The 22,852-nt window shown below is 64.0% G+C and carries 19 protein-coding genes; 9 read left to right on the plus strand and 10 right to left on the minus strand.

The features are described 5' to 3' along the window. Positions 1-181: integrase core domain-containing protein (locus ABIC25_RS00005; protein WP_354559416.1), on the plus strand; the 181-nt coding region annotated here is incomplete at its 5' end. Between the two features lie 97 nt (positions 182-278). Here ABIC25_RS00005 and ABIC25_RS00010 read toward each other — a convergent pair. The 5 genes from ABIC25_RS00010 to ABIC25_RS00030 all read right to left on the minus strand — a co-directional run bounded on the left by ABIC25_RS00010 (position 279) and on the right by ABIC25_RS00030 (position 6,099). Next, complete coding sequence (locus ABIC25_RS00010; protein ID WP_354559417.1) at positions 279-677, minus strand: cytidine deaminase; 399 nt, start codon at positions 675-677, stop codon at positions 279-281. Beyond that, positions 677-2,563: an NACHT domain-containing protein gene (locus ABIC25_RS00015; protein WP_354559418.1), complete on the minus strand. Its 1,887-nt coding sequence runs from the start codon at positions 2,561-2,563 to the stop codon at positions 677-679. Before ABIC25_RS00015 ends, ABIC25_RS00010 begins: the two co-directional genes overlap by 1 nt. Beyond that, positions 2,560-3,444 carry a 5'-methylthioadenosine/S-adenosylhomocysteine nucleosidase family protein gene (locus ABIC25_RS00020; protein WP_354559419.1) on the minus strand — a complete coding sequence of 295 codons (885 nt, stop codon included), beginning with the start codon at positions 3,442-3,444 and terminating at the stop codon, positions 2,560-2,562. Before ABIC25_RS00020 ends, ABIC25_RS00015 begins: the two co-directional genes overlap by 4 nt. A gap of 356 nt (positions 3,445-3,800) precedes the next feature. Then, entirely contained in the window at positions 3,801-4,829 is a 1,029-nt protein-coding gene (locus tag ABIC25_RS00025) for a NaeI family type II restriction endonuclease (protein ID WP_354559421.1), read from the minus strand. 178 nt (positions 4,830-5,007) lie between these two features. Beyond that, complete coding sequence (locus tag ABIC25_RS00030) at positions 5,008-6,099, minus strand: DNA cytosine methyltransferase (RefSeq protein WP_354559423.1); 1,092 nt, start codon at positions 6,097-6,099, stop codon at positions 5,008-5,010. Between the two features lie 111 nt (positions 6,100-6,210). On the opposite strand from ABIC25_RS00030, the gene ABIC25_RS00035 reads away from it, so the two are divergent. Then, a complete protein-coding gene (locus ABIC25_RS00035; protein ID WP_354559827.1) occupies positions 6,211-6,639 on the plus strand; it encodes a very short patch repair endonuclease in 429 nt (142 codons plus the stop codon). 539 nt (positions 6,640-7,178) lie between these two features. Here the strand turns inward: ABIC25_RS00035 and ABIC25_RS00040 are convergent. The 4 genes from ABIC25_RS00040 to ABIC25_RS00055 all read right to left on the minus strand — a co-directional run bounded on the left by ABIC25_RS00040 (position 7,179) and on the right by ABIC25_RS00055 (position 13,957). Next, positions 7,179-8,078: an NgoMIV family type II restriction endonuclease gene (locus ABIC25_RS00040; RefSeq protein WP_354559424.1), complete on the minus strand. Its 900-nt coding sequence runs from the start codon at positions 8,076-8,078 to the stop codon at positions 7,179-7,181. A gap of 76 nt (positions 8,079-8,154) precedes the next feature. After that, positions 8,155-11,499, minus strand: a complete 3,345-nt coding sequence (locus ABIC25_RS00045; protein ID WP_354559425.1) for an ATP-binding protein — start codon at positions 11,497-11,499, stop codon at positions 8,155-8,157. Continuing rightward, positions 11,496-12,446: a DUF4194 domain-containing protein gene (locus tag ABIC25_RS00050; protein ID WP_354559427.1), complete on the minus strand. Its 951-nt coding sequence runs from the start codon at positions 12,444-12,446 to the stop codon at positions 11,496-11,498. The genes ABIC25_RS00045 and ABIC25_RS00050 overlap by 4 nt, the downstream gene beginning before the upstream one ends. Next, complete coding sequence (locus tag ABIC25_RS00055) at positions 12,443-13,957, minus strand: DUF3375 domain-containing protein (protein ID WP_354559428.1); 1,515 nt, start codon at positions 13,955-13,957, stop codon at positions 12,443-12,445. Before ABIC25_RS00055 ends, ABIC25_RS00050 begins: the two co-directional genes overlap by 4 nt. Before the next feature lie 124 nt (positions 13,958-14,081). Between ABIC25_RS00055 and ABIC25_RS00060 the strand changes: the two genes are divergently transcribed. After that, positions 14,082-15,197, plus strand: a complete 1,116-nt coding sequence (locus ABIC25_RS00060) for an alpha/beta hydrolase (protein ID WP_354559430.1) — start codon at positions 14,082-14,084, stop codon at positions 15,195-15,197. Between the two features lie 70 nt (positions 15,198-15,267). Here the strand turns inward: ABIC25_RS00060 and ABIC25_RS00065 are convergent, their stop codons facing one another. Beyond that, positions 15,268-15,954 carry a ZIP family metal transporter gene (locus ABIC25_RS00065; RefSeq protein WP_064570247.1) on the minus strand — a complete coding sequence of 229 codons (687 nt, stop codon included), beginning with the start codon at positions 15,952-15,954 and terminating at the stop codon, positions 15,268-15,270. 551 nt (positions 15,955-16,505) lie between these two features. On the opposite strand from ABIC25_RS00065, the gene ABIC25_RS00070 reads away from it, so the two are divergent. The 6 genes from ABIC25_RS00070 to ABIC25_RS00095 all read left to right on the plus strand — a co-directional run bounded on the left by ABIC25_RS00070 (position 16,506) and on the right by ABIC25_RS00095 (position 22,799). After that, positions 16,506-17,030: an MSMEG_0572/Sll0783 family nitrogen starvation response protein gene (locus ABIC25_RS00070; protein WP_004019804.1), complete on the plus strand. Its 525-nt coding sequence runs from the start codon at positions 16,506-16,508 to the stop codon at positions 17,028-17,030. Positions 17,031-17,280: 250 nt separating this feature from the next. Further along, positions 17,281-18,186 (plus strand): carbon-nitrogen hydrolase family protein, encoded by a 906-nt coding sequence (locus ABIC25_RS00075; protein ID WP_354559432.1) that lies wholly within the window; start codon positions 17,281-17,283, stop codon positions 18,184-18,186. Beyond that, entirely contained in the window at positions 18,179-18,700 is a 522-nt protein-coding gene (locus ABIC25_RS00080; RefSeq protein ID WP_354559433.1) for an MSMEG_0570 family nitrogen starvation response protein, read from the plus strand. The genes ABIC25_RS00075 and ABIC25_RS00080 overlap by 8 nt, the downstream gene beginning before the upstream one ends. Further along, positions 18,697-19,968, plus strand: coding sequence for an MSMEG_0569 family flavin-dependent oxidoreductase (locus ABIC25_RS00085; RefSeq protein WP_354559434.1), 1,272 nt, complete (start codon positions 18,697-18,699; stop codon positions 19,966-19,968). Before ABIC25_RS00080 ends, ABIC25_RS00085 begins: the two co-directional genes overlap by 4 nt. A 343-nt stretch (positions 19,969-20,311) precedes the next feature. After that, positions 20,312-21,367: an MSMEG_0568 family radical SAM protein gene (locus tag ABIC25_RS00090; protein ID WP_354559436.1), complete on the plus strand. Its 1,056-nt coding sequence runs from the start codon at positions 20,312-20,314 to the stop codon at positions 21,365-21,367. Between the two features lies 1 nt (position 21,368). Further along, positions 21,369-22,799 (plus strand): MSMEG_0567/sll0787 family protein, encoded by a 1,431-nt coding sequence (locus tag ABIC25_RS00095; RefSeq protein ID WP_354559438.1) that lies wholly within the window; start codon positions 21,369-21,371, stop codon positions 22,797-22,799. Positions 22,800-22,852: the final 53 nt, after the last annotated feature.

Genomic DNA, 22,852 nt, shown 5'->3' on the forward strand with positions numbered 1-22,852 from the left:
ACGCTTCAACCGCACCCTGCAGGAGGAATGGGCCTACGCCCGCCCCTACCTCAGCGAAACCGAACGCGTCGCAGCCTTCCCCGAGTTCCTTCGCATCTACAATCACGAACGCGGCCACACCGCACTGCGAGGCAACTCACCCGTCAGCCGCGTACCCAACCTGGCGGGTCAGTACAACTAGGGCGCGCCTATCGACTAAGTGTGGGTACCCGATGCCGTCCAGGCCGTTCCGGAGTACTCCCCGGTACCGGCGCGCCGACGTACGGGCGCCACAAAAGTCAAATTGGATAGTGGGGCATCAGTTCCTGCGCGAGTAACCATTCCACATGCTCATCAGGCGCGGCTTGAAATCCTACCCAACAAAACTCTCCTCCTATTTCGAAGATCCAATCCATGCAGCTGCCGCACGGTGTAAATCTCTTCCGCCTCGCGGCAATAAGAACCGCGACAGCTCGGTCGTCGCCACCCGATACAAGGTTACCAAGCGCATTTACCTCGGCATGGATATCGTGTGATCGGTATCGGTGCTCGACGTTGCAGCCCACAAAAAATCCTCCAGTCGAGGATAGGACCGCGCATCCGACCTTCGTGGTGCCTATTACTCGAGCGCTTCTCCGAACGCGCCATGCGTGCACCGACAGATCTGCAGCTCGACATTCAACCTCCGGGCGATCCATCAGCTTATAGCAGCCGACAAACGGAGTCGGTTAGCAAGCAGAACGACCTCGTCTCGATCGAGCCCATCTTTGGCGCTTGCCCATAAGAATTCCATAAAGTCTCCCGCGATAGCATGCCAGCCCGCAGGCATCGGAGAAACTTCTAGCGATCGAATTGCTTCCTTACGTAGTTGCGAGTCAGTCGCAATCTTGTAAGCCAGCCCGGGATCGGCCAGCGCCGACAATACTTCCCGGCGGAGAGGCTCACGCCCTGTCGCAGCGACCTCTAAAGCACTTCTCAGTGCTCCATACCGAACCCAAAGTTGTTCGTCGTCGTCATTAACCTGGGAGATCAGTTGAGCTGCAACAGACCGACTGGGCCACGCGCCGAGCGTGTGAACGCTGCGCCATCGCACTGTTGGACTGTCGTCGCGGGCCGCAAGCTTACGCACCTTCTTACGAAGTTTCTTAGGCACGTCCAGACGTTTGAGCATGTTGCTAGCGCTCCAGCCAACCATTCCAACGTTCGACCGAAGCGCGGCGATATCCGCACGGGTCGCCCGATCGTCAGACGAACGATTGAAGGCCGCGTGCCACTCACGGAACCACTCGGGTGACGACTGCGGCCAGTCCGCAGGCAGCGATGCATTGACAATCGCAACGACAGCATCCCGAGTAGTCGCGTTGAGCAACGCTTCCGCAACTGAATCTTCCTGCAGGCGCAGCGCGTCCTCCACTCGCTTCACGGTTACGACCATGGTGTCGAATCGTTTTTCGCCCAGTGTCGCTAGGACAGCGGTGCGCATAGCAAATCGAACCCTCTTAGAACTAGTTTGGTCTTCTTCGATCAGATAAGCAGCGCCATAATAATTCCAGTCGAATACCCGGTGTACAAAATCCTCGACAGATTCTGTTGGAACTAACGCCGATGCGAGGGCAAGTGCATCAAACGACGATGCCCTGAGAGTCGTTACATCGAAGCCCTCGGGCGTCCACAGGTCCCGGTTCGCACTCAGATATAGCGCCGCAAGGTAGTCCTGAGTAAGATGGTGATCGAACTGAACCGCAGTGTGCTGGATTCGAATGAGTCCTGAATCAACCATTCTACGAAGCGCGTCCTCGCCCACAGCTTCGACTAACAGACTCTCCGGGACACGACGATCCCTACGCAACCTATAACTGTCGAAAGTCACCCTTGCCAGATTGGACAGATCTGAATCGGCAACTCCTCCATGGCGAACTATCCCTTTATGCAAAACCTCCACTTGAGTAGAGGCATCATTGTGATTCAACCTCTGCTCAAGGTAGAAAGGAATCTTTAGGTACTCCGGAAAACTCCCCTCGTCAGCATCCGAGAGATCCGACACTCTACTCGCAGGGATGTCTCCTAGGGTTGCCAAGACCCAGTCGCGCTGGTCGATCTCGCGACGCGTCAAGCGGTCGGTCACTACGAACCGTATGAATGGATAGCGCGCAGCTAGGACAGGCAATGAACGGAGGATCGCGTCCGACTGGCGCTTAGGAATTTCATTAACGCCATCGATCACGACCAAGCCCTCACCACGGTCGCGCAGCAGTCTGGACCGCTCGACATCGGCGCCTGCCGTGATCAAGTCATCTAGGCCCACGGCGGGTGTGCCATCTGTTTCGACGATGGCGAGGTCGATCGCAGTTACGAACGCGACGCCATGCTTGCCCGGCTCGAGCTCAGCGAGGCGCCTAGCCGTGAATGTCTTCCCCGCTCCACCGCGAGCCTGAAGCAACATAAGCCCCAAGGGCCGCATCCGCTCCACAACATCGGTGAGCGCGCAGGGATCTCCCTTCCTGGTGAGCACGGTGTCAAAGTCCTTTGCGATGAGGAGGGGGTAGTCGAAGAGAACGTGCTGCTCATCCACGGTTGACTTCATGCTGGGAGACTACCTTCGAGGTCCGACAGACTCGATCCGGACCACAAGTCATAGCCGCTGATCGATCCATGGCCCGAGTGCGCTGGTTGGTCCTCCTTAACTAGTCGTGCAGTAAGCGCGACGGCCAACGCGGTCGCTGACGCAGCTGCGGCTGGCGACCAATCGTCTCGTTCTTCGGTTTTATCTGCATGCGCTCTAGGTAAGTCTTTACGCTTAAGATCGCGCTTCGGACCTCTCGCGTACACTAGGTCGCTGATTCCCCTCACCGCGAGGAAGCCGGGCGCATAGTGCACGGTATTGCGTGTCGCATGCAGACGCTGTCCCACTCCGGCAGATTCCATCTCAACTGCTCCTGCGCGATCAAAGTACCGCATCAGAAACTGCTGCATCGGGTCGGTTGGATTATCCTGGACGACTTCTCCAGAGAGCACCTCCTCGATGCTAGCGTTAGGGCAAGAGCTACCCTTTTGTTGCCAAAAGTCGCGAGAGAGTTCGGACCACTTGCCATCCTGAATTACTGCGCGGGCGTTCTCGAGAAGAAAAACAGAAGGCTGTTCGATCGGCATGTATCGCATCAGGTTTCCGCCGCTTGAGACCTTCTTGAACTCGGCGTAGTGGACGTACTCTGAGACAACTACGTCGCCGAGCGAGGGGCCTTTCCACTTGGTGTAGGGACGATCATTACTTGTCGGCCGATGAATTCCGCCAGCAGTTCCGACGACGAGAATATGCTGCGGCCTAAACAGGCGAATCCACTTCTCTACGGAACTCGCGGCATGAAGGTTCGCTCGAGCCGCAGATTGGACGAGGACGAAAGGAAGTTCAACCCTGTCGGTACAGTCCGCGAACGTGTAGGCGCCGGTTTGATCGACTTCTTTCATCGACCTCATTTTGTCCAACACCGCATACGCCACTGGGAATTCTTTGTCGGTAATTGTGAACAGTAGGACACGAGCGTGACGCCGCGTGGAGCCGATGAGCGTTGGGTGCTGTTCAGGTGAGGTCCCCATCACACGAGCGTATACGCTCGGCGAGATGGCAGGGCGCGGCGACTCTCCGACTACCGTTCACCGATGTCACGTAAGAGTCTGGGCACGGACGATACCCAAATCTGGACCGCCTGCGAGCCGTGCCCCCTGTGACACATCTGGCCCCGGTTCGCGAGACAAGAGTGCGATGTCTGATGTCGATCCAGCAGCTCGCGTCCACAACCTCCCGGTTTCCATCGCCCAGCCATTTACTTCGTGCCGAGGTATCGATAGTCCATCGATATGGGGGTCGCCGGGTCGTCGAGCCGCGCGATCGCCCAACGCTCGCCATACATATCGACGAAGGGCCGCGTGTCGGTCTCGGACACCGGAGTGAGACGGACTGAGATCCACTCCCCTTTTACTGGGACCGGCAGACCTAGCCCCGCCGCAATTGTTGGGTGCGCATCTTGATGCCCGAGGATTAGAATCCCATTCTTCCCCAGCGCTTTTCGCGCATCCCGGACACGCTTGGGAGCGTCGTCTTGTTGACCGACAGTCAGCACAACTTGGCGACTTACAATCTGCCGCTGAGCTTCGAGGAACAGTTGAGTGACCCGCTGCTGACCAGACAGCCCCTTGGTCAAGATTCGGCCGCGCGCCGCAGAATCCATCTGCAACAGAAGGTTTCGCGGCAGGTCCTTTTGCATACCGCCCCAAAGCCAATGGACGTCGGGGAGCGCCTCGGCCCTCAGTTTGCGCTTGTTGTCGCGGTTGTATCCGCGGACCATGCGGTCCGTCTGCGTGTCCATTCGCCACCAGAGACGCTGGTCAGTGACGGTGATCAGCCCAGCAAGCCACCGGTTGGTGGTGTCGTCGAACCACGTCAGCAAAGCCGGGTGGTTGGCCTTACCCTGACGCTCACCGTGATCTAGACAGAGATACATCTCCATCGGGATCTCCCACCCGCCTACGTCCTTGGAGAACTTGCAGTCGATGTCCCGCCCCGCAATCTTCCAATCGAGGTCGTCACCGTCGATGAAGCTAAACTCCTTCGTAAGATTCACCTCGACAGCAGTTCCGAGATATGTCTTCTCCGTCTTGGATAGATGCTGGTAGGCCCAGCGCCCCGTTCGTTGACCATCCAGCAACTCGTCAAGCGAGTCACGCAACGCCCAGCGAAAGCGTTCCCGTGCGTCGGGCTCAGTTTCGAACCAGTGAGCTATCTCGCGCAACTCGGGTGCGGGATCTGAATTCTGCGCATCACTGATCTGCCACGTCCCCGGCACCCTGCCCATGACAGCATCCTCAGGAGCAGGGTGAACGCGAAAGACGTTACGCCTACGCCTCAGCGCTGCGGCCCGAGAGTCCTGTAGGGGCGCTATACCCGGATGACTGAAGTCAAAGTCAGTGCGATTGAACACACGAACAGTCTCGCATCTCAGAAGTTGGGTTACTCCCCGGCTCCCTCGTCCATCACAGTCGCGGGCGAATATGTTCTGCGATGGCCGACGCGAGCCCGACCGGCACTGCGTTGCCAATCTGCCGTGCGATCTCGATCTTGCTGCCGCACCACTCGAAATCATCTGGAAAGCCCTGCAGTCTGGCTGCTTCAAGGTGGGTGATCGGCCTGTTCACCCGATTCCGGCCCCGTGCGTCCCATTGAGGATGTAGGTACGCACCCTTCTCAGGCTTGTAGAACTCGGTGCGGATCGTATGCGACGGGAAATCCCATCGCATCCGGCCCATTACGTCGGTGGTTCCAGATGGCTTTTCTCGCCAGCACCGCGGAAGCAGATGATCCGGTATGTCGAATCGGCCGCCGCCGGGAGGCACGTGATCATAACGTTCGAGAGATAGCTTCGTCGGGTTCCGACCTATATGCAGGTCCGCTGCCTTATAAACGCCGGGGACGATTTCCCCGAAGAACTCTGTCTTGCTCGACGGTAGACTGGTGGTTGCCGGGGTCGGCGGAAGCCCTTCGATCTGTGTTCTAGTGCCAGTCCAGGGCTGGAGCCCTGAACCAGGCTGGGGGTTCCGCGCGTGTGTCGCAGCCGGAAGCTCGATCTTTCCGACTCGAGAGCCGATCACGATCGTTCGGATACGTCGCTGTGAGACGCCGTAGTCTGCAGCGTTGAGATGGCCATAGGACAGCTGGAAATCCGCGAGAGTGCCGTCCTCTGCCTCTCTAAGGAGTAACTGGAACTCGCTCGACTTCATGAAGCGATCGACGTTCTCAATAACGAAGATCTTTGGCTTCGCGACGCCTACCACCCGGAGGTATTCCCTCCAAAGCTGGTTGCGCGGATCGTTGATGTCACGCGATCCCAGGTTCGAGAATCCTTGACAGGGCGGACCGCCAATAACAACGTCGGCGTGGGGGATCTGCTCCTCGTTGACGTCAGCGATGTCGCCGTAGAACGTGTGGTCCTCGCCGAAGTTCGCTGCGTACGTCGCTGCGGCGTGGAGGTTGAACTCGACCGACATCACGGGCCGGTAGTCACCCGCAGCTGAGAAGCCAGCAGTCATGCCACCACACCCCGCGAAGAGGTCGATTACGTCTACCATGCGCCAACCATACGAGAGAGGTCTGACAGACTCGAGCACCACGCCGGACGTAGCATGCCGGATGTGGCACGCAGCACCTCCTGGGCCTCTTCTTCCGCGGTTCGGGCCTCCATGCAGAGCAACCGCAGACGTGACACCAGCCCTGAGCTAGCGGTGCGCCAGCTCGTACACGCGGCTGGCCTGCGGTACCGCGTCGACTTCGCGCCGCTAGATGACCATCGCCGGCTCCGCGCTGATCTAGTCTTCACGCGGGCCCGCGTCGCCGTCTTCATCGACGGCTGTTTCTGGCATGGTTGTCAACAGCACCACACTGTGGCGAAGACCAACGCGGAGTATTGGGCGCGCAAGGTCCAAAGCAACATGGACCGCGACCAACGGTTCAACGCGCTCCTCGAGTCGGCTGGGTGGACGGTGCTTCGGTTCTGGGAGCATGATGACTCACGGGCTGTAGCCGATTCGATCGTTCAAGCAGTCCGTGCGGTTGCTGCCGGCCCAGACTCGCATGTGCGGCGTGGTTCTTCGCGAGGTTCTCGGCCCTAGCTGTCGCGTTCTCACGACCGCCCGGTCCAAATCGGGACATACCGTCGGAAGTCGGCGGGACATCCTTCCATTTGCGTGATGGCGGTAAGCAGGTGTACGACGCCGTCGCTTCGAGCACGGCTTCCTCGGGTGGCGCGTCTCATGAACTCGAGGGCGGGCATTGACAGAGCGCCAAGAGCGCGCCGCATAGTGCTAGCCGCTGCGCCCAGGAAGCTGGCTCGCGTTCTATCTCGGTTGGTCTGCGGCACGATGCACCGACGACGACTGCAAATCAGGCACAACGCCATTTGGCGCCCTTCTTGCGAAGTGAAGCCAACTCGACGTCACACCCGCTTTGGGTTGACTTTCCGAGCCTTAACGAACAGCTGATCTTTCTCTATCCTGTTGCTCGACGGTGCTCGCCTGCTAGGAGACCAGCACCCACTTGCTCGAAGGCGGCAAGGTGCCGCCGCTGTGCTGGTCGGTAGAGATCTAACAGACCCACAGCGGTTCATCCAGTGGCCTCAGATCGAAACGGGGCAACGATCAATTGCGGCGTTTCAGACAGTCGGAACACGCATAACCTCGTCGACTAGCTGATCGAAGTCTCTCATCCTATGTTGTCGACTTAGGCGCCTGAAGGTTGAACCCGGTGACCAAGTGCGCCCCTTAGCCTCCGTCAGGCCTTCAATCGTTTGCCCCAATGCGGCTAGATCAAGGTGGTAGACGTAGTCGACCGCACCGGATCCATCGGCGAGGATTTTCAGCATCGCAGGTCTGGTTTCCATCGTCAAAACCCCGAAGTGTGGCATCTTACCTCGCCGTTGGTTCACCAGTTTGTTTCCCTGCGCCACACAGTCTTGTGCACGATCGGTCCGCAGTGACCACTTCGCTGATATCGCAATAGCGAGCTCGTCCAGATCATCCCCCCGGGGAATCGCGACCGAAATGTCAATTTTCAAAAGCGACTCCTCGGGCATCTGTTCAGCGAGATCAGTTACCAATTTCGCCTGCAGATCTGCTTTTGAACTTAACTTTCGGAGTTCACGATTGATCGATGATCTCTGACTTCCCAGGTCAAGCGAACCAATCCGATTTGCGAGCTTGTCCAAAATTGGTCGTTGATCCCCAAAGTTCGCTTTGAAATCACGGAAAACACCGAGATGCGCGTACTGGATAAAATCTCTTGCGGGTCGTGACCTTTCAATCCGGAGGTCAGGGCGAAGAACACGGAGGTACTCAACGACCCGCCGTTCCATGTCCGTACCAGGATCCGGAGGAGCTACCTCGTCGCGCTGGACACCAAGTTGATCGAACAGGGTGGTACCCAGTACCACTGACAGATCATCATTTGCGTCCGACGTGTTCGGCTTCGTGGTTAGATTTCCGTCGCGATCTAGCCGGTAACCGCATAGATCACGGGCGAAGAGGGCAGGCACCCGCGATAGCTTGCCAGTCATCCCAGCTCCGTTCAACAAACGACACGGACACGGTCCAGACAACGGCAAGGATCGCGGTTGACGAACAAAGTAGTCCCTACACCACCAACTGACTCCCCGACCGCCGTAGCTCCGAGAACGCCTTGATCCCCGTGGACGTAGCTGTGGCAACCGGCCGCAGCTCCGGCCCAGCCTCGGTCTTCGACACCATCACAACGTTGTCCACGTACGGCTGGATCGTGCTGGTGTTCTGCACCGTGGCGACGATGATCAGCTGGAACCCGAACTTGCGGAACGCACTCAACGCCTGCTGAGCGAACTGCGGGTCGGACTTGGAGAACGCCTCGTCGAGCATCAGCTGGGCGAAGATCGGCCGGTTGTCGTTGCCGTGCGGGCTGGCGAGGTTGAAGCTCAACGCGCCCGCGAGGCAGAACGCCATCAGCTTTTCCTGCTCGCCGCCGGAGTTGTCGCCGGCGTTGGAGTAGGTGCGGATGGTCTCCCCCGACTCGGCGTCGTGCTCCTCGCAGTAGAAGTCGAACCGGTTGCGTACGTCCAGGGCGTCACGCGTCCACTGGCGGTCCTCCGGGGTGTTGCCGGCGAGGCGTTCGCGCAGCAGCAGGATGTCGGAGTACTGCTCGAGGATCGCCTGTTCGTCGCCGAAGCTGACCGCGGTAGCACGATTCGAGATCTGGCGGGCCTTCTCGGTCAGCTCCTCGACCGCGGCGAGCTTCTTGCGGCCCGGACGCAGCCGCAGACGGGTGCCGCGGTTGAACGCCACTGCACCGAGGCCGGTGTTGACACGCTCGATCTGCTCAACGATGCGTCGTTCCTCGGCGTCGGCGGCCATGTGCAGGCCCAGGATCGCGCCCGGCGCCTGCTCAGTGATGAGACGGCGCATCCGCTCGTAGGCAGCCGGCAGCTCACGCTCGTCGATGCGGCGGCAGACGGCGACGTAGTCGTGCAGACGTTCGTCGAAGTCGTCGCTGTCATTCGGGATGGCGTCCGGAAACTCCTCGTCGTAGGTGTCGAGGATGCGGGCCAGCTCGTCGCGGGACCGTCGAGCATCTGAACGCATCCGGTCGCGCTCACGGCTCGCGGCCTTGACGATCTCCTGGCGGTACGGCTCCGGGTTCAGCACGTCGAGCGTCGCGCTGAGGTCCTCGCGGAACCCGTCGAGCGTCTTCTCTGCCTGCGCGGGAACGTCTTCGGGCTTCAGCCGGTCGATGAGGTCGAGGAGCTGGGTGCGCCGGGAGTCCTGGCGGGCGATCTTGTCCTTGACCAGCGCGGCCTGCGAAATCGCGTTACGTACCTGCTCCCACAGGTCCTCGGCCTTGCGCTGCAGGGCTTCGACGTCGGGGTTCTCCTCGATCAGGAGGTCGTACTGATCGGTGAGCTGATCTACCCGATCATCGACGGAGTCGACGTCGATCTCGTTCCACTGCGTAAATTGCTCGCACACCCGGCGATACGCGTCGCGTCGCTTCTCCTTCGCGCTGCGCTCCCGATCGAGTTCGGCACAATCCTGGCGGGCGTCTTCGAACGCCCGCTCCTCGTGGTCGAGTTCGTCGCGCAGCGCGGCGATCTTCGACGCGACGTCGCCGACGAAGATGTACTGCGACCGGCGCAACTGCTGCCGGTCGTCCTTCACCGCGAGCTTCGCCGAATCCTTGCGCAGACCCTGGTCCGTGACGGCCTTCGCGTACTGGGAGAACTCGCCGGGGCTGTCGACGCACATGTGGTTGCCCAGCTTCGCCAGGACCGTCATCGCCTCGGCGGCGCACGGGTGCGAGGCGTCGACGGGACGCAGCTTCGAGGCCAGGGTCCCCGGCTCCAGAACGGGCATCGGGCGAGAATCGGCCTGGTGCAACTGGATTCGACCGCGCATGTCGTGCGAGTTCACGAAGCGCAAGGCGGCGCGGAAGTACTTGTCGGGCACCAGCAGACGCAGGCCGACGTTGCGCAGGACCTTTTCGACGGCCAGACGCCAGCGCTCCTCGTCGGGGTCGAGTTCGACGAGTTCGGCGACGTACTTCAGCTCGGACTCGTCGATCTGCAGTCCGTGTGCGATGGCGCGCCGCATCTCGTGTTCGGTACGCGGCAGTGCGGAGCCCGCATTCTCGACGCGGCCAAGCTCCTCCATCGCGGCGTCGCGGCGGGTACGCGCAGCGACCTCGCTCGCCAGGGCTTCGGCATAGTGCGCGCGACCGGCGTCGAGCTGGCCGTCGATCTTGGCGGCTTCCTCGGTGAGTTCCTCGCGGAGCAGCCAGAAGCCCTCGGCCCGAGTGGGCGGTGTAAAGCCGAGCGCGGAGACCTTGTCCTCGTACGCGTTGCGTCGGGCGGTGACCTCGGTGCTGAGTTTCTGTGCGCCGCCGAGCTGTTCGCGCAGCGGGGCGAGGTCGCCGGTGGAGGTGGCGATCCGGGACAGCAACAGGCTGTGGTCCTGGCGGAGCTGGTCGTGCTGGGTGGTCAGCGCGGCGAGATCACCGTCGAGGCGGGTGATCTGGTCGTCGAGGTCGGCGACCTCGGGCTGCGCGTTGCGGATCCGCAGGTTGTTGACGTAGCTGCGGATGGTGGTGTTGTCGATGGTGTCGAGGACGGAGAAGGTGGCTGCCTCCCCCGCGTACCGCTCGTGCACCTCCTCGATGTTGCCGAGGATGGTGCGCTTGCGGCGCGCGACGTCGAGCAGTTCACGCGCTTCGACGAGCGGGTCGATCTGGTCGAGGGCGTCGGCGATGCCGACGATGCTGGTCGGGGCGTCGAGCATGAACTCCCGCACGAACTGCGCGAGTCCGCCGACGCTCTTGAGCGACTTGGCCTTTCCGAGGAGCTGCTGGGCGGCGTCGGAGCCGCGAATGCCGATGAGCGAGTACAGCGTCGAGAGGTACTTGCCCTCACCGGGGCCGCCGCGCCAGCCGCGGTCGCGGAACTTGGCTGAGTTGTAGTTGTTGGCGGCCCACTCGTTGCAGGCCTCGACGATGTCGGCGTCGCCGTCGTAGATGAAGTACGAACTGTGCGCGTCGGTCATCTTGCCTGCGGCAAGCCATTTCAGGACGAGGCCAGTGATGGCCTCGCCGGAGCTGGAGGTGTAGGTGACCGAGATGGCCGCCCACGCCGGGCCGGTGCCGCGCATGTACATGATCTCGCGGTGGGCGTTGGTGCCGTCGCGCCGCTCACCCCAGGCGCCGCGCACGTACTTGCCGACCGTGCGCTTGCCGCTGGACGATCCGGCCGCCGTCGCATCGCCGGAGGCGTTGAAGTTGCGTCGATGATCCGGCAGGAACGCCAGCGAAATGGCGTCGAGCAACGACGACTTACCGCTACCCGACGAGCCGGTGATCAGAGAACCGTTGGGACTGAACGGGATCGAGTGATACCCGTCGAACACGCCCCAGTTGATCAGCTGCAACCGGGACAGGTGGTACTGGTCGACCTGCCCGCTCACCAGTCGTCTCCTTCGTCGTCTCCGTAGGCGTTGTCGAGGTCGGCCGCGTCGTCGTCGCGCTCGTCCGCGAGGTCCTCGGGCGGTATCTCGCCGGTGTCGCCGGAACCGATGAACTGCTCGAATTGCCGCTGTAGGTCGGTGATCACCGACGCCGTCATCACCGCGGAGATCACCGGGCTGACGACGAAGGTGTCGGCGTCGTCGCGCTGCTTGCGCAGGAACTCGAGCTCCTCCATCTTGTCGAGCGCGCGTTCGATGCGCTTGTCGAAGAGCGCAAGGTCGCGGTCGATGGTGTTGGTGACGCCGGCGAACAGCTCGTGGATCTCCTCGCGGGTGATCAGGACCGGTTCGTCACGAGCGGCGCGCGCATACTTGGCCAGGTGCAGCGCCAGGATGGCGTCGTAGGTGTGAATCGTCTCGCGCTTGAGTATCTTTCGGCCCCAGCGGGAGTCGTAACCGGCCTGCTCGACGAAGGCGACCTGCAGTTCGTCGACGATGCGCAGCCGGAGGTCGAGTTCGGACAGTCGGCCCCGCAATACGTCCTGGTACTCGGCCACCCACGACCACAGCTGCGGCTGCCGGTCACCGCTGATGTAGCGGCGGGTCAACAGGTTCTGCAGCGCCCAGCACGCGCGGTCCGGCAGCTCGCTGACGTCGCCGTCGAAGCGGGGGGCGCTCGGCGTGTGGGTCGCCGCGCGGTTCGCGACGGTGGGCAGGTCGTCGAATCCGGCGAATTCGTCGGGGGTTGGGGCGCCCTTCGTGGCTCGCTGCGCTCGCACCTCAGGGGGCAGAGAGTCGTCCGCTCGCTCCTCAGGGAGCGAAGAGTCGTCCGCTCGCACCTCAGGGTCGCCCTTCGTGGCTCGCTGCGCTCGCACCTCAGGGAGCGAAGGATCGGTGTCGCCCTTCGTGGCTCGCTTCGCTCGCACCTCAGGGGGCAAAGATGTCATTCGGCGTCGACCTCCGCAGTCGGAATCGGTTCGGTGAAGGTCAGGTCGGGTACTTCGATGGCGTGGTCGTCGCCGATGAGGGACCGGAAGCGGACGGTGGTCATCGGTACCTTCTCCCCTGCCGCTTGCTGTTTCGAGGCCCAGGACCAGAGGACGATGACGTGCGCGAGGTACGGCTCCTCGAGTCCTTCGATGACGTCGGCCAGGGCAACCGGCCCCGCGGCGACGGCGGCGTTCACGGTGTCGGTGAGTTCGGTCGTGTCGACCTGGCCGGACAGCGAGGCGAACGAGGTGAGGTCGGCGTCGACGGCGGCCGGGAGCGCGGGCGCGGGCGGTACGTGTTCGCGGATCTCGAAGGCGAGTCGACCGATCGAGTTCACCGTCGGCGCGGCCAGGGGTAGCTCGTAGCCGATGCGGCGGTCCGCGAGCGACGTCTTGAGCAGCTCGTTGGCGGTGGCCAGGGCGTCGTTGAGCTGACGGGCGAGGCCGCGGCTCTGCTCGAGGGTGCCCGACGCGACAAACCGTCGGATACGGCGCGCGCAGCGTTGCCTGGTACGCCCGACCTCGGCCATCTGCTGGGTGACGAGGCCGAAGAAGTTGTCCATCACCGACCGCAGGCCCGCGTCCATGCCCGGGAAGCTGTCGATGATCGTCTCGATGTCGGACTTCAGGCGCGCGCGACGCTCCGGATCCTGGATCAGGTGCGAGAACGCCTGGTACGACGCGGACTGCGGCGAGTCGAGGAGTGCCTCGTAGTCGTCGAAGAGCCGGCGCTGACGGTCGCGGTAGGCGAGGTCGGAGTCACCGGGGTCGTCGAGCAGCGCGGTGGTGATGCGGTCGAGCATCGTGCCGTACTGACCGATGTCGGAGACGATCTGCTCCATCTGGTACCCGATGGTGCGGGCGGCGTCCTCAGCGACGCGCAGGTCGACCGGGGGGCGTCGGCCGGCGTCGAGGTCGGCGAGCTCAGCGTCGAGATCGGACATCTGTGCCTCGATCTCCGAGCGGATCTGGTCGGGATCGTTGCTGACCTGACCGGCGACGCGTCGGAGTTCCGACGCGATACCGGTGATGGAGCCGCCGGTGGCGATCGAATCCTCACGCCGCTGACGCCGCACGAAGTCCAGAACCGACCGTGCCTCGCTGGTCAGATGGCACAGGTTGGGGGCGTGCGGGTCGGAAGTGTCGGTGACTCGGTGCAGCCAGCCCTGCCGGGCCCAGAGTTTGACCAGCTCGAGGCCGGTGGCCTGGTCGGTGAGGTCGAGGTCGGCGAGGTCGCGGTCCAGGCGCACCGTCAGCTCGGTCTCCGACAGTTTGGTGCCGTAGTCGAGGTGACGTTCCATCAAGGTGACGTAGAGAGCCGAGTTGGTGGCCGCGAACAGTCGTCCCACGGCGGACTTCTGGATCGAACGGTTCGATTCCCACGCGTCGACCAGCGTGACCTGCGCGGACTCGGAACCGCTCGACGTGCCGGGGGCCTCGACCGGAGCCGGGAAGGCTGAGAACTCCATCGCCGCCTCACGGGGATCTCGGGGACTAGAGGACCCGGGTAGTCTGCCACGCCTGGCGGCCGCCGCCCCACCCGGTGGGTCGCGTGTCCAGCCGGGCATCGACGCTCTCGTTACTCTGAGCGGCATGGTGATGGCTGATCGTCCGGAGGTCCAGACCGCGTCGGCGCCGGTGACCGCGCTGACTGTCGTCGGGCTCGCGCAGAGCATGGTCAACGGCCTCGCGCGGGTGCCGTTCCGCAAGCCGTGGTCGGGCCCGTCCGGACTGCTCGACAATCTCGGCCAGTCGGTCACCCGCCAGACCATCCGCGCGTTCATGGGCTACTCGATGGGACTGCCGATTGAGGAGTTCCGGTCGATGGAGAAGATCCTCGACGACGTGTGCCGCGTTGTGATGCCACCCTTCGTCGAGTTGACCGACGGCGTCGAACTCACCGACGACATCGTCGGCGGCGTGCCCGGGCTGTGGTGTCGCGCCAAGGCCAGCACCGACGCCTACGTCGACGACGATTGCGAGAAAGAAGAGATCGGCGCGACGATCCTCTACCTGCACGGCGGTGGATACATCGGAACTTCGCCGATGATGTACTCGGCGTTCGCGTCGTCGTTGGTACGGATCGCCGGGCACGAGGTGTTCATCGCCGACTACCGGATGGCTCCCGAATTTCCCTTTCCTGCAGGCGTTCACGACGCCGCGGATGTGTACCGCGGGCTGCTGGGACGCGGCGTCGACCCCGACCACATCATCGTTGCCGGCGATTCCGGTGGCGGTGGGCTCGCGGCGTCGCTCGTCGCCTACCTTCGCGATCACGACCTGCCGCGTCCGGGCGCGCTCGCGCTGTTCTCCCCCGAGATCGATCTCGAACTCGACCATCCGTCGATCACCGAGAACGCCCCCTACGACATCCTGCCGTGGAGCATCCCGGTCACGCCGTACCTGCACGGAGTGCAGCCGAACGATGCGCGGGTGTCGCCCATCAACGGCGAACCCGACCCGTCCTGGTTCCCGCCGACGTTCGTGTGCTGGGGCGGCAGCGAGATGTTCCGCGACGGCATACGCGACTTCGCGGCACGGCTCGAGGCGTCGGAGGTGCCGACGCACGCCATCGAAGAACCCGGCATGTTCCACGTCTTCCCCATCCTCATGCCGTGGGCCGAAGCGTCGAAGCGGGTGTTCCGGGCGTTGTCGGAGCTGGCTGACGGGCATGTCGAGAGTGACCCGGAGGCGGTTCAGACGCACTGAGGGTTCGCCCACTGTGGGCGGCGCCCACGCACCTCAGGGGGCAGTGGGGAGCGGAAGGCGGTGGGAGCGGTCAGCCGAGGACGAAGGCGAGCAGGAATCCTGCTGCGGTTGCCAGGCCGACCCACCACCCGCCTTCGCGGTAGGCCTCCGGCATCAGTGAATTGGCGAGAACACCGAGCGTCGCGCCGCCGGCGAACGCCTGGACGACGCTGATCGCGGTCGACGGGATGGCGTCGGCCATCGCGTAACCGCCCACCGTGACGGCAACCAGAACGACGGCGGTGAAGATCCACATCGCGAGCGCCGAGCGGCCCGAGGCGTCGTGCTCGCGGCGCATCAACGACGCGCCGCTCACCGCCTCCGGGACGTTGCCGACCGCGATCGCCACCACCAGCACGAGCGAGCCTCCCGCGGTCAGCGAGACGCCGAGCGCGGTGTTCTCCGGCACGCCGTCGAGGAAGACACCGATCATCAGTGCGGGACCGATCGCCGACGACCCGAGCTTGGTCTCGACGAGACGGTCGGCGACGACGTAGACCGCGGTCCCGGAAAAGAGCGCGACCGCCGCAACACCCGTACCGGCTTGGGTGAAGGCGGGTTCGAAGAGTTCGGTCGACACCGCCGCGATCATCGTGCCTGCGCCGAACGCCATCAGCGTCGCCAGGATCGGATTCGGCAGGTTCCAGCGCAGACCGATCGCAGCGCCGACCGCGATGGGTATGGCGGTCGCGAGCCCGTAGAGAACTGCAGTGAGCATGACGTCCAGGTTGCTCCGTGTCGCGGGCGATGGCGAGTGCGGCGCGCAGGAGCGATTTTGGGCGCCCTTCGAGGCTCGTCGACCTCGACGCGCTCCTTCGTCGTCGCTTGCTCGGCCCGGCGGCTTGCGCTCCTCACACCTCAGGGAACAAGACGCGATGAAGGATCTGCAATCCAAGAGGTCACAGAATTGCGGATACCTCGATGGACCGTGCTGCGGGGCGAGGGATACACTGGGTCTCGTCCGACGAACCGGTCAGACCCCCGACCCGACCGGTTCGTCGGATATTTTTATGACCGAGTTGCTCTACGCGTGTCGGTCGACCGACCAGGGTCGTGTTACGCGAATCCGCGGTTTCTTTATTCCGCCGGAAACCATTCGGTAATCGATGGCGAGTGAACTGAGTGTCGTAGCAAGCAATCGCTACTCGATGAGACCGGATCTCCGGTCGAACCACTCAGGGCAATGATGCCCGATCCACTCTCGCACGTCGAGCCGCCATGCGGCCCGACCATCAGACACTGTCTCGTCTCGCCATCCCAGGAGTTCTTGTGCCTTCTTTCGACGAAACCATCACCGAGAACATCGCCGCGTCGCTGGCGGAGATCCCGCACCCCTCACTTCCCAAGGGCTCCAACATCTACGGCGGCACCAAGATCTTCCCGGACTACCAGGCCGAGAACGGGGAGTCGTACTTCACGCTCGTGCACGGCATCGCGCACGAATCGTCGGTGTCGTTCGTCGCCGTCCTCCAGGCCACCCGTGCGCTGCGCAAGGGCTTTGAATCGGCCATGTACTTCTACGGCCCCGGGGCCATCAATTGCCTTGCCACACGCGGATTCCCGACGACCGGTGACTCCGGATTCCCGGGCGAGCAGAACATCAACAACTCGCTCGAGACCTTCATCTCCGAGGGCGGCACCGTGTTCTGCTGCCGCTTCGGCCTCGCCCTGCACGGCGGACGCGAGGAGGACCTGATCGAGGGCGTCATCCCAGCGCACCCGCTCGACGTCCAGGACGCACTCATCCACTACGCACGCAAGGGCGCCATCATCAACTCGACCTACATGGTCTGATACCGGTCCAGATCTGTTGGGCGAGAATGGTTTCGACACGGCTCGTCGCTGCGCTCCTCGCCTGCTCAACCAGCGGAAGGACCGGCCGTCGCTATCGCTCCTCGCCTGCTCAACCAGCGGAGGGCCAGGCCGTGGCCGCCGCTCCTCGCCTGCTCAACCAGCGGAGGGCCAGGCCGTGGCCACCGCTCCTCGCCTGCTCAACCAACAGGGTTGATCAACCAGTACAACCATCACCGACTTTGGGAAGCACATGACCACCATCGGAACCGTCGCGGCGAACTTCACCCGCGATCTCGAGCAGAATTACGCGACCATCGAACAGTACGTCGCCGAGGCACGAACGCGGGGCGTCGACTTCCTGGTGTTCCCGGAGGCGGCGATCGGCGGATACCTGTCGTCGCTGGGCAACCACGGCGACACCCAGAAGAACAGCACACGGTCGTTGCCGCCGGCGATCTCCCTCGACGGGCCCGAGATCGCTCGAGTGCAGTCCATCGTCGGAGACCTGGTGGTGACGATCGGATTCTGCGAGCTCGGCGAGGACGGCGAGACCCGGTACAACGCGGCCGCCGTCCTCGACGGGACCCGCATCTACGGCAGCTACCGCAAGGTCCACCAGCCCCTGGGCGAGAACATGTCCTACTCGTCGGGCACCGGGTACGACGTCTTCGACACTCCCGTCGGCCGGATCGGTCTCCAGATCTGTTACGACAAAGCATTTCCCGAGGCGGCCCGCATCATGGCGCTCAAGGGCGCCGAGATCATCGCGAGCCTGTCCGCCTGGCCGGCAGCGCGCACCGCGACCGCAGAGAACCTGCAAGACGACCGCTGGACCTACCGATTCAACCTGTTCGACACCGCGCGTGCACTGGAGAATCAGGTGTTCTGGGTCGCCGCCAACCAGAGCGGCACCTTCGGGTCGCTGCGCTACGTGGGCAACGCCAAGATCGTCGACCCCGGCGGGAACATCCTCGACACAACGCTTCTCGGTAGTGGCCTCGCCGTCGCCGACGTGGACATCGCGGAGAGCTTCACCGCCATGCGAGCCGGCATGTTCCATCTGAGGGACAGGCGTCCCGAGGTGTACGGGTTGCTCGTCGAGGCTGAGTCCGACGCAGACACTGACTTCGCATGGCGGGACCTCGCCCATGCCTGAGATGACCGTCCAGGTGCGCTGGCCCGACGGCCTGTTCCGCCAGTACTACTCCCCCAGCCTCGTCCTGCACGACCACCTCGCGCCCGGCACGTATCGCGTCGACGACTTCCGGTCGCGGGCGACCACCGCACTCGACGAGGCCAGCGCTCGGGTCCGCGCCAAGTATGGATTCGCTTGCACCTCGGCCGCGGCGTCGGCGGAGGAGATCGCTGTCGACGCCGGAAGGCATGCGGATTCCGCTGAGGTCGAAGTGGTGTCGATGTACCCGCCGTTGCCGGGTGCGGAGGTGGCTTCGACTCGGGGCGTCGCTCCGCTCCGGCCCGGCTCAATCAGCGGTGAGAGCTCAAGCAGCGGTGGTGGCTCGGGCGTCGATGGTGCGGAGGTGGCTTCGACTCGGGGCGTCGCTTCGCTCCGACCCGGCTCAACCAGCGGTTATAGGTCAGGCTCAACTAGCAGTAAAGGCTCAATCAGCGGTGAAGGGTCAACCAGCGGCAAACTCGAGGAGCAGTCATGAACGCACATGTGCCGGTCGTCGTCATCGGCGGCGGACAAGCCGGCCTCTCGGTCAGCTGGTATCTCGGGCAGGCGGGCGTCGACCATCTCGTCGTCGAAGCCGACACCGCGGTTCATGCGTGGGCCGACAAGCGCTGGGACAACTTCACCCTCGTAACACCCAACTGGCACTGCAAGCTCCCCGGATACACCTACGACGGTCCGGACCCTGATGGGTTCATGACGCGCGACGAGGTCGTGGAGTGGCTGCGCGGATGGCTGGAGACCTTTGAACCGCCGCTCGTCGAGCACACGAAGGTCACTCGCCTGCAGCGACTGTCCGGTGATCGGTTCGAGCTGACTCTCGACGGCCCCGACGGAATACGGTCGCTCACGTGCGACCAGGCCGTCATCGCGACCGGTGGATATCCACTGCCGGTGGTGCCGCCGTTCGCGTCGTCGCTGGATCCGGCTGTGCACCAGGTGCACTCCGAGGAATACTTCAACCCCGAGCAACTGCCCGACGGTGCCGTGCTGGTCGTCGGATCCGGACAGTCGGGCACGCAGATCGCCGAGGACCTCCACCTCGCGGGTCGGCAGGTGCACCTCGCGATCGGAAACGCGCCGAGAGTCGCCCGGTTCTATCGCGGGCGCGACTGCATGACGTGGCTGTCGGACATGGGTCTCTATGACACTCCGACCCAGGAGTACCCCGGCGGCCGGGCCGCGCAGGAGAAGACCAATCACTACGTCACCGGCCGCGACGGAGGCCGCGATATCGACCTCCGACGATTCGCGGTCGAGGGAATGAAGCTGTACGGCGTGCTCAGTGACGGCAAGGACTCGACGCTACGGTTCGCGCCGACGCTCACGGCCGCGCTCGACCGGGCCGACGCCGTGTACAACTCCATCTGCGGTGACATCGACCGGCATATCGAGAAGCTAGGAATCGACGCGCCGGAAGCGACGCGGTATGAACCGGTGTGGGCGCCTGAGGTCGATCCTGCGGAACTCGACCTCGCGGAAGAAGGCGTCACCTCCATCATCTGGGCGATCGGCTACCGACCCGACTACCGATGGATCGAGGCCAGCGCGTTCGACGGCGGTGGCCGGCCCATGCAAACCCGCGGCATCACCGAAGTGCCCGGGCTCAGCTTCGTCGGGTTGCCGTGGATGCATACGTGGGGGTCGGGGCGGTTCCTCGGTATCGATCGTGATGCTCGGTTTGTGGCGGAGCGTGTTGTTGGATCGGTACGCGGTGGGTGCGCGCGATTGGTTGTGGCGCAGTAGGTTTCGGGATTGTGGTCCGTAGTGGGTTGCGTTGGCGGGGTCGGGTCACCGGGTGGCTTCGACACGACGCCTCGCTGCGCTCGGAGTCGGCTCAACCAGCAGAGGGCCAGCAAGCGCCGGGGTTGCGCTGTCGAGGCCGGGTCACCGGGTGGCTTCGACACGACGCCTCGCTGCGCTCGGTGTCGGCTCAACCAGCAGGGGGGGGGCGGCGCCCTTCGAGGCTCGTCGCTAGCGCTCCTCGCACCTCAGGGAGCAGGGGCCCGTCGCAACGTAACTCACGAGCCCTTCGAGGCTCGTCGCTAACGCTCCTCACACCTCAGGGAGCAAAGGATAAGGAGTACCCATGACGGTATCGACACGAGTTGACCTGGCGTTGCTCGGGATTCGCGGGGACCCGCCGTTGCAGCGCAGCGGCGGAGCGGGGCCCAGCGACGATGGACACCTGATGGTCGACGGGCTGCATGCCGCGATACCGCGGAACCCGCGGAGTCCGTTCGTCTTCGACGGCGATCGTGTGCTGTACGACGGGGTCGACATCGGTGTCGAGGTCAGCGCGATCGGGCGGCCCCGGTTCTACGACCTGCAGACCGCGGACGGGGTGAGCTACGAGAAGATCGCCCGCTTGCACGGCCGGAATGTGCTGGCGACGACCGTTCTACAGACCTGCATCCGCTACGCCGAAGACCAGCGGTGCCGATTCTGTTCGATCGAGGAGTCGTTGAAGTCCGGCTCGACGATTGCGGTGAAGAAGCCCGAGCAGCTCGCCGAAGTCGCCCGTGCGGCCGTCGATCTCGACGGCGTCACGAACATGGTCATGACCACCGGCACCAGCGGTGGACGCGACCGCGGGGCCCGCCACCTCGCCCGGTGCGTCCGGGCCATCAAGGCGGCGGTGCCCGAACTGCCCATCCAAGTCCAGTGCGAGCCACCTGCTGACCTCGCCGTCCTGACCGAACTGCGCGAGGCCGGTGCGGACGCCATCGGCATCCACGTCGAATCACTCGACGACGACGTGCGGCGCCGCTGGATGCCCGGCAAGTCGACGGTACCGATGTCGGAGTATCGCGCGGCCTGGGCCGAGGCGGTCCGGGTCTTCGGTCGCAACCAGGTGTCGACCTATCTGCTGGTCGGACTCGGCGAGGACACCGACGAGATGATCGCCGGCGCCAAGGAACTGGCTGACATGGGTGTGTACCCATTCATCGTGCCGTTCCGGCGTCACGCGGGGACCCTCGCCGTCGACGTCGACAACGCTCCCGCACCCGACCCGACGATCGTCGAGAAGATCAGCCGCGAGGTCGCCGGTCATCTGAGCTTCATCGGGATGTCCGGGTCGGACCAACGTGCGGGCTGCGCGGCCTGTGGTGCCTGCAGCGTGTTGCCGACGGTCGGAGGCTGACGTGTTGTCACGGGGCGAACTGTCGATCCTGTCCGGGCTTCCGCGAACGACGCCACGGTCGGAGTTCCTGATCACCGTCGCCGACAGCCCGCGGGAACATGCGGCGTATCGCGCGCTGCGGCACCGCGAATTCGTCGAGCGGCAAGCACTTTTCGAGCGCACCGATCTTGACGACACCGACGAGGACCCGCACACCACCGTCCTCGTCGCGACCCTGGCCGACGGAACGATCGCGGGTGGAGTGCGGATCGCCCCCACCCCCTGGGCGGGATCGGTGCACGCCGACATCGGATGGTGGTTCGGCTCGCGGCTCGTTGTCGCCGATCCGGGACTGGCGGCCGGGATCGGCGCCGCACTCGTACGAGCGGCCTGCGCACACGTCGAACAACTCGGTGCCCTGCGGTTCGACGCGACAGTGCAGGATCGGTACGCACCGATGTTCGCCCGGCTCGGCTGGCTGGATCACGGTCCCGGCCCGCGGATCGAAGGCCGGTCGCACCGCGAGATGCGCTACCCACTCGACAGAATTCAACGCACGGTCGACGGGACGAAAGCGGTTCTCGCCGATGCGCTCGCGCCGTTCGCGAACATGCCCGGCGGCCTCGGAGCCGCCGGGTTCCGCGGCGACGACGGCGTTCCGCTGCCCGGCACCGACGTGATCGCCGCCTGCGATGCCATCATCCCGTCGATGATCGAACGCGATCCCGAATGGGCCGGTTGGTGTTCGGTGCTCGTCAACATCAACGACCTCAGCGCGATGGGTGCCCGCCCACTCGGCTTACTCGACGCCGTGGGGGCGCCGACGACGTCGCACCTGACACGGATCATCCGCGGGATCTCCTCCGCGGCCGCCGCGTGGCGCACGCCAGTTCTTGGTGGCCACACCCAGGTCGGCGTGCCGTCGGCGTTGTCGGTCACCGCGCTGGGCACGACCAGTACCCCTCTCCGCGCCGGCGGCGGAGCGGTCGGCGACACCGTGACCCTCCACGCCGACCTCGGCGGCTCATGGCGGCCCGGCTATCACGATCGTCAGTGGGACTCGACGAGTTCGCGCAGCAGCGACGAACTCTGCGCCATGGCGTCGCATCTCGCGACGGTGCGTCCGGCGTCGGCGAAGGACGTCAGCATGGCCGGGATCGTCGGAACGCTCGGCATGCTCGCCGAAGCGTCGGGAACGGGCGCCGAACTCGATGTGACGGCAGTACCGCGCCCCGGCGACGCATCGATGGGTGGGTGGCTCACGTGCTTCCCCGGCTACGCGATGCTCAGCACCAATCGCGCCGGCGCCCGACGCGCAGTCCCCACACCTGCTCCGGTGACGACCGCCGACTGCGGCCGGCTGACCGCGGAACCCGGCGTGCGATTACGGTGGCCCGACGGCGAGACAACCGTTGCAGTGGCATCGACGGTCACCGGGCTGGGGGCCGCATGAACCCCGTGGGCATGACTCTCCAGCGACCGACGTCGACGACGGTCTCGACCGGT

This window comes from Gordonia sp. PvP123, assembly GCF_040547295.1.
Lineage (GTDB): Bacteria > Actinomycetota > Actinomycetes > Mycobacteriales > Mycobacteriaceae > Gordonia > Gordonia terrae.

Bases quoted from the DNA above. Each gene is read 5' to 3' on its own strand.
- ABIC25_RS00015 (WP_354559418.1), bottom strand. From the start codon at position 2,563: ATGAAGTCAACCGTGGATGAGCAGCACGTTCTCTTCGACTACCCCCTC.
- ABIC25_RS00040 (WP_354559424.1), bottom strand. From the start codon at position 8,078: ATGACTGGCAAGCTATCGCGGGTGCCTGCCCTCTTCGCCCGTGATCTA.
- ABIC25_RS00075 (WP_354559432.1), top strand. From the start codon at position 17,281: ATGACCACCATCGGAACCGTCGCGGCGAACTTCACCCGCGATCTCGAG.
- ABIC25_RS00080 (WP_354559433.1), top strand. From the start codon at position 18,179: ATGCCTGAGATGACCGTCCAGGTGCGCTGGCCCGACGGCCTGTTCCGC.
- ABIC25_RS00055 (WP_354559428.1), bottom strand. From the start codon at position 13,957: ATGGAGTTCTCAGCCTTCCCGGCTCCGGTCGAGGCCCCCGGCACGTCG.
- ABIC25_RS00030 (WP_354559423.1), bottom strand. From the start codon at position 6,099: ATGGTAGACGTAATCGACCTCTTCGCGGGGTGTGGTGGCATGACTGCT.
- ABIC25_RS00035 (WP_354559827.1), top strand. From the start codon at position 6,211: ATGCAGAGCAACCGCAGACGTGACACCAGCCCTGAGCTAGCGGTGCGC.
- ABIC25_RS00090 (WP_354559436.1), top strand. From the start codon at position 20,312: ATGACGGTATCGACACGAGTTGACCTGGCGTTGCTCGGGATTCGCGGG.
- ABIC25_RS00060 (WP_354559430.1), top strand. From the start codon at position 14,082: ATGGTGATGGCTGATCGTCCGGAGGTCCAGACCGCGTCGGCGCCGGTG.
- ABIC25_RS00050 (WP_354559427.1), bottom strand. From the start codon at position 12,446: ATGACATCTTTGCCCCCTGAGGTGCGAGCGAAGCGAGCCACGAAGGGC.
- ABIC25_RS00085 (WP_354559434.1), top strand. From the start codon at position 18,697: ATGAACGCACATGTGCCGGTCGTCGTCATCGGCGGCGGACAAGCCGGC.
- ABIC25_RS00020 (WP_354559419.1), bottom strand. From the start codon at position 3,444: ATGAAAGAAGTCGATCAAACCGGCGCCTACACGTTCGCGGACTGTACC.
- ABIC25_RS00065 (WP_064570247.1), bottom strand. From the start codon at position 15,954: ATGCTCACTGCAGTTCTCTACGGGCTCGCGACCGCCATACCCATCGCG.
- ABIC25_RS00010 (WP_354559417.1), bottom strand. From the start codon at position 677: ATGGATCGCCCGGAGGTTGAATGTCGAGCTGCAGATCTGTCGGTGCAC.
- ABIC25_RS00025 (WP_354559421.1), bottom strand. From the start codon at position 4,829: ATGGGCAGGGTGCCGGGGACGTGGCAGATCAGTGATGCGCAGAATTCA.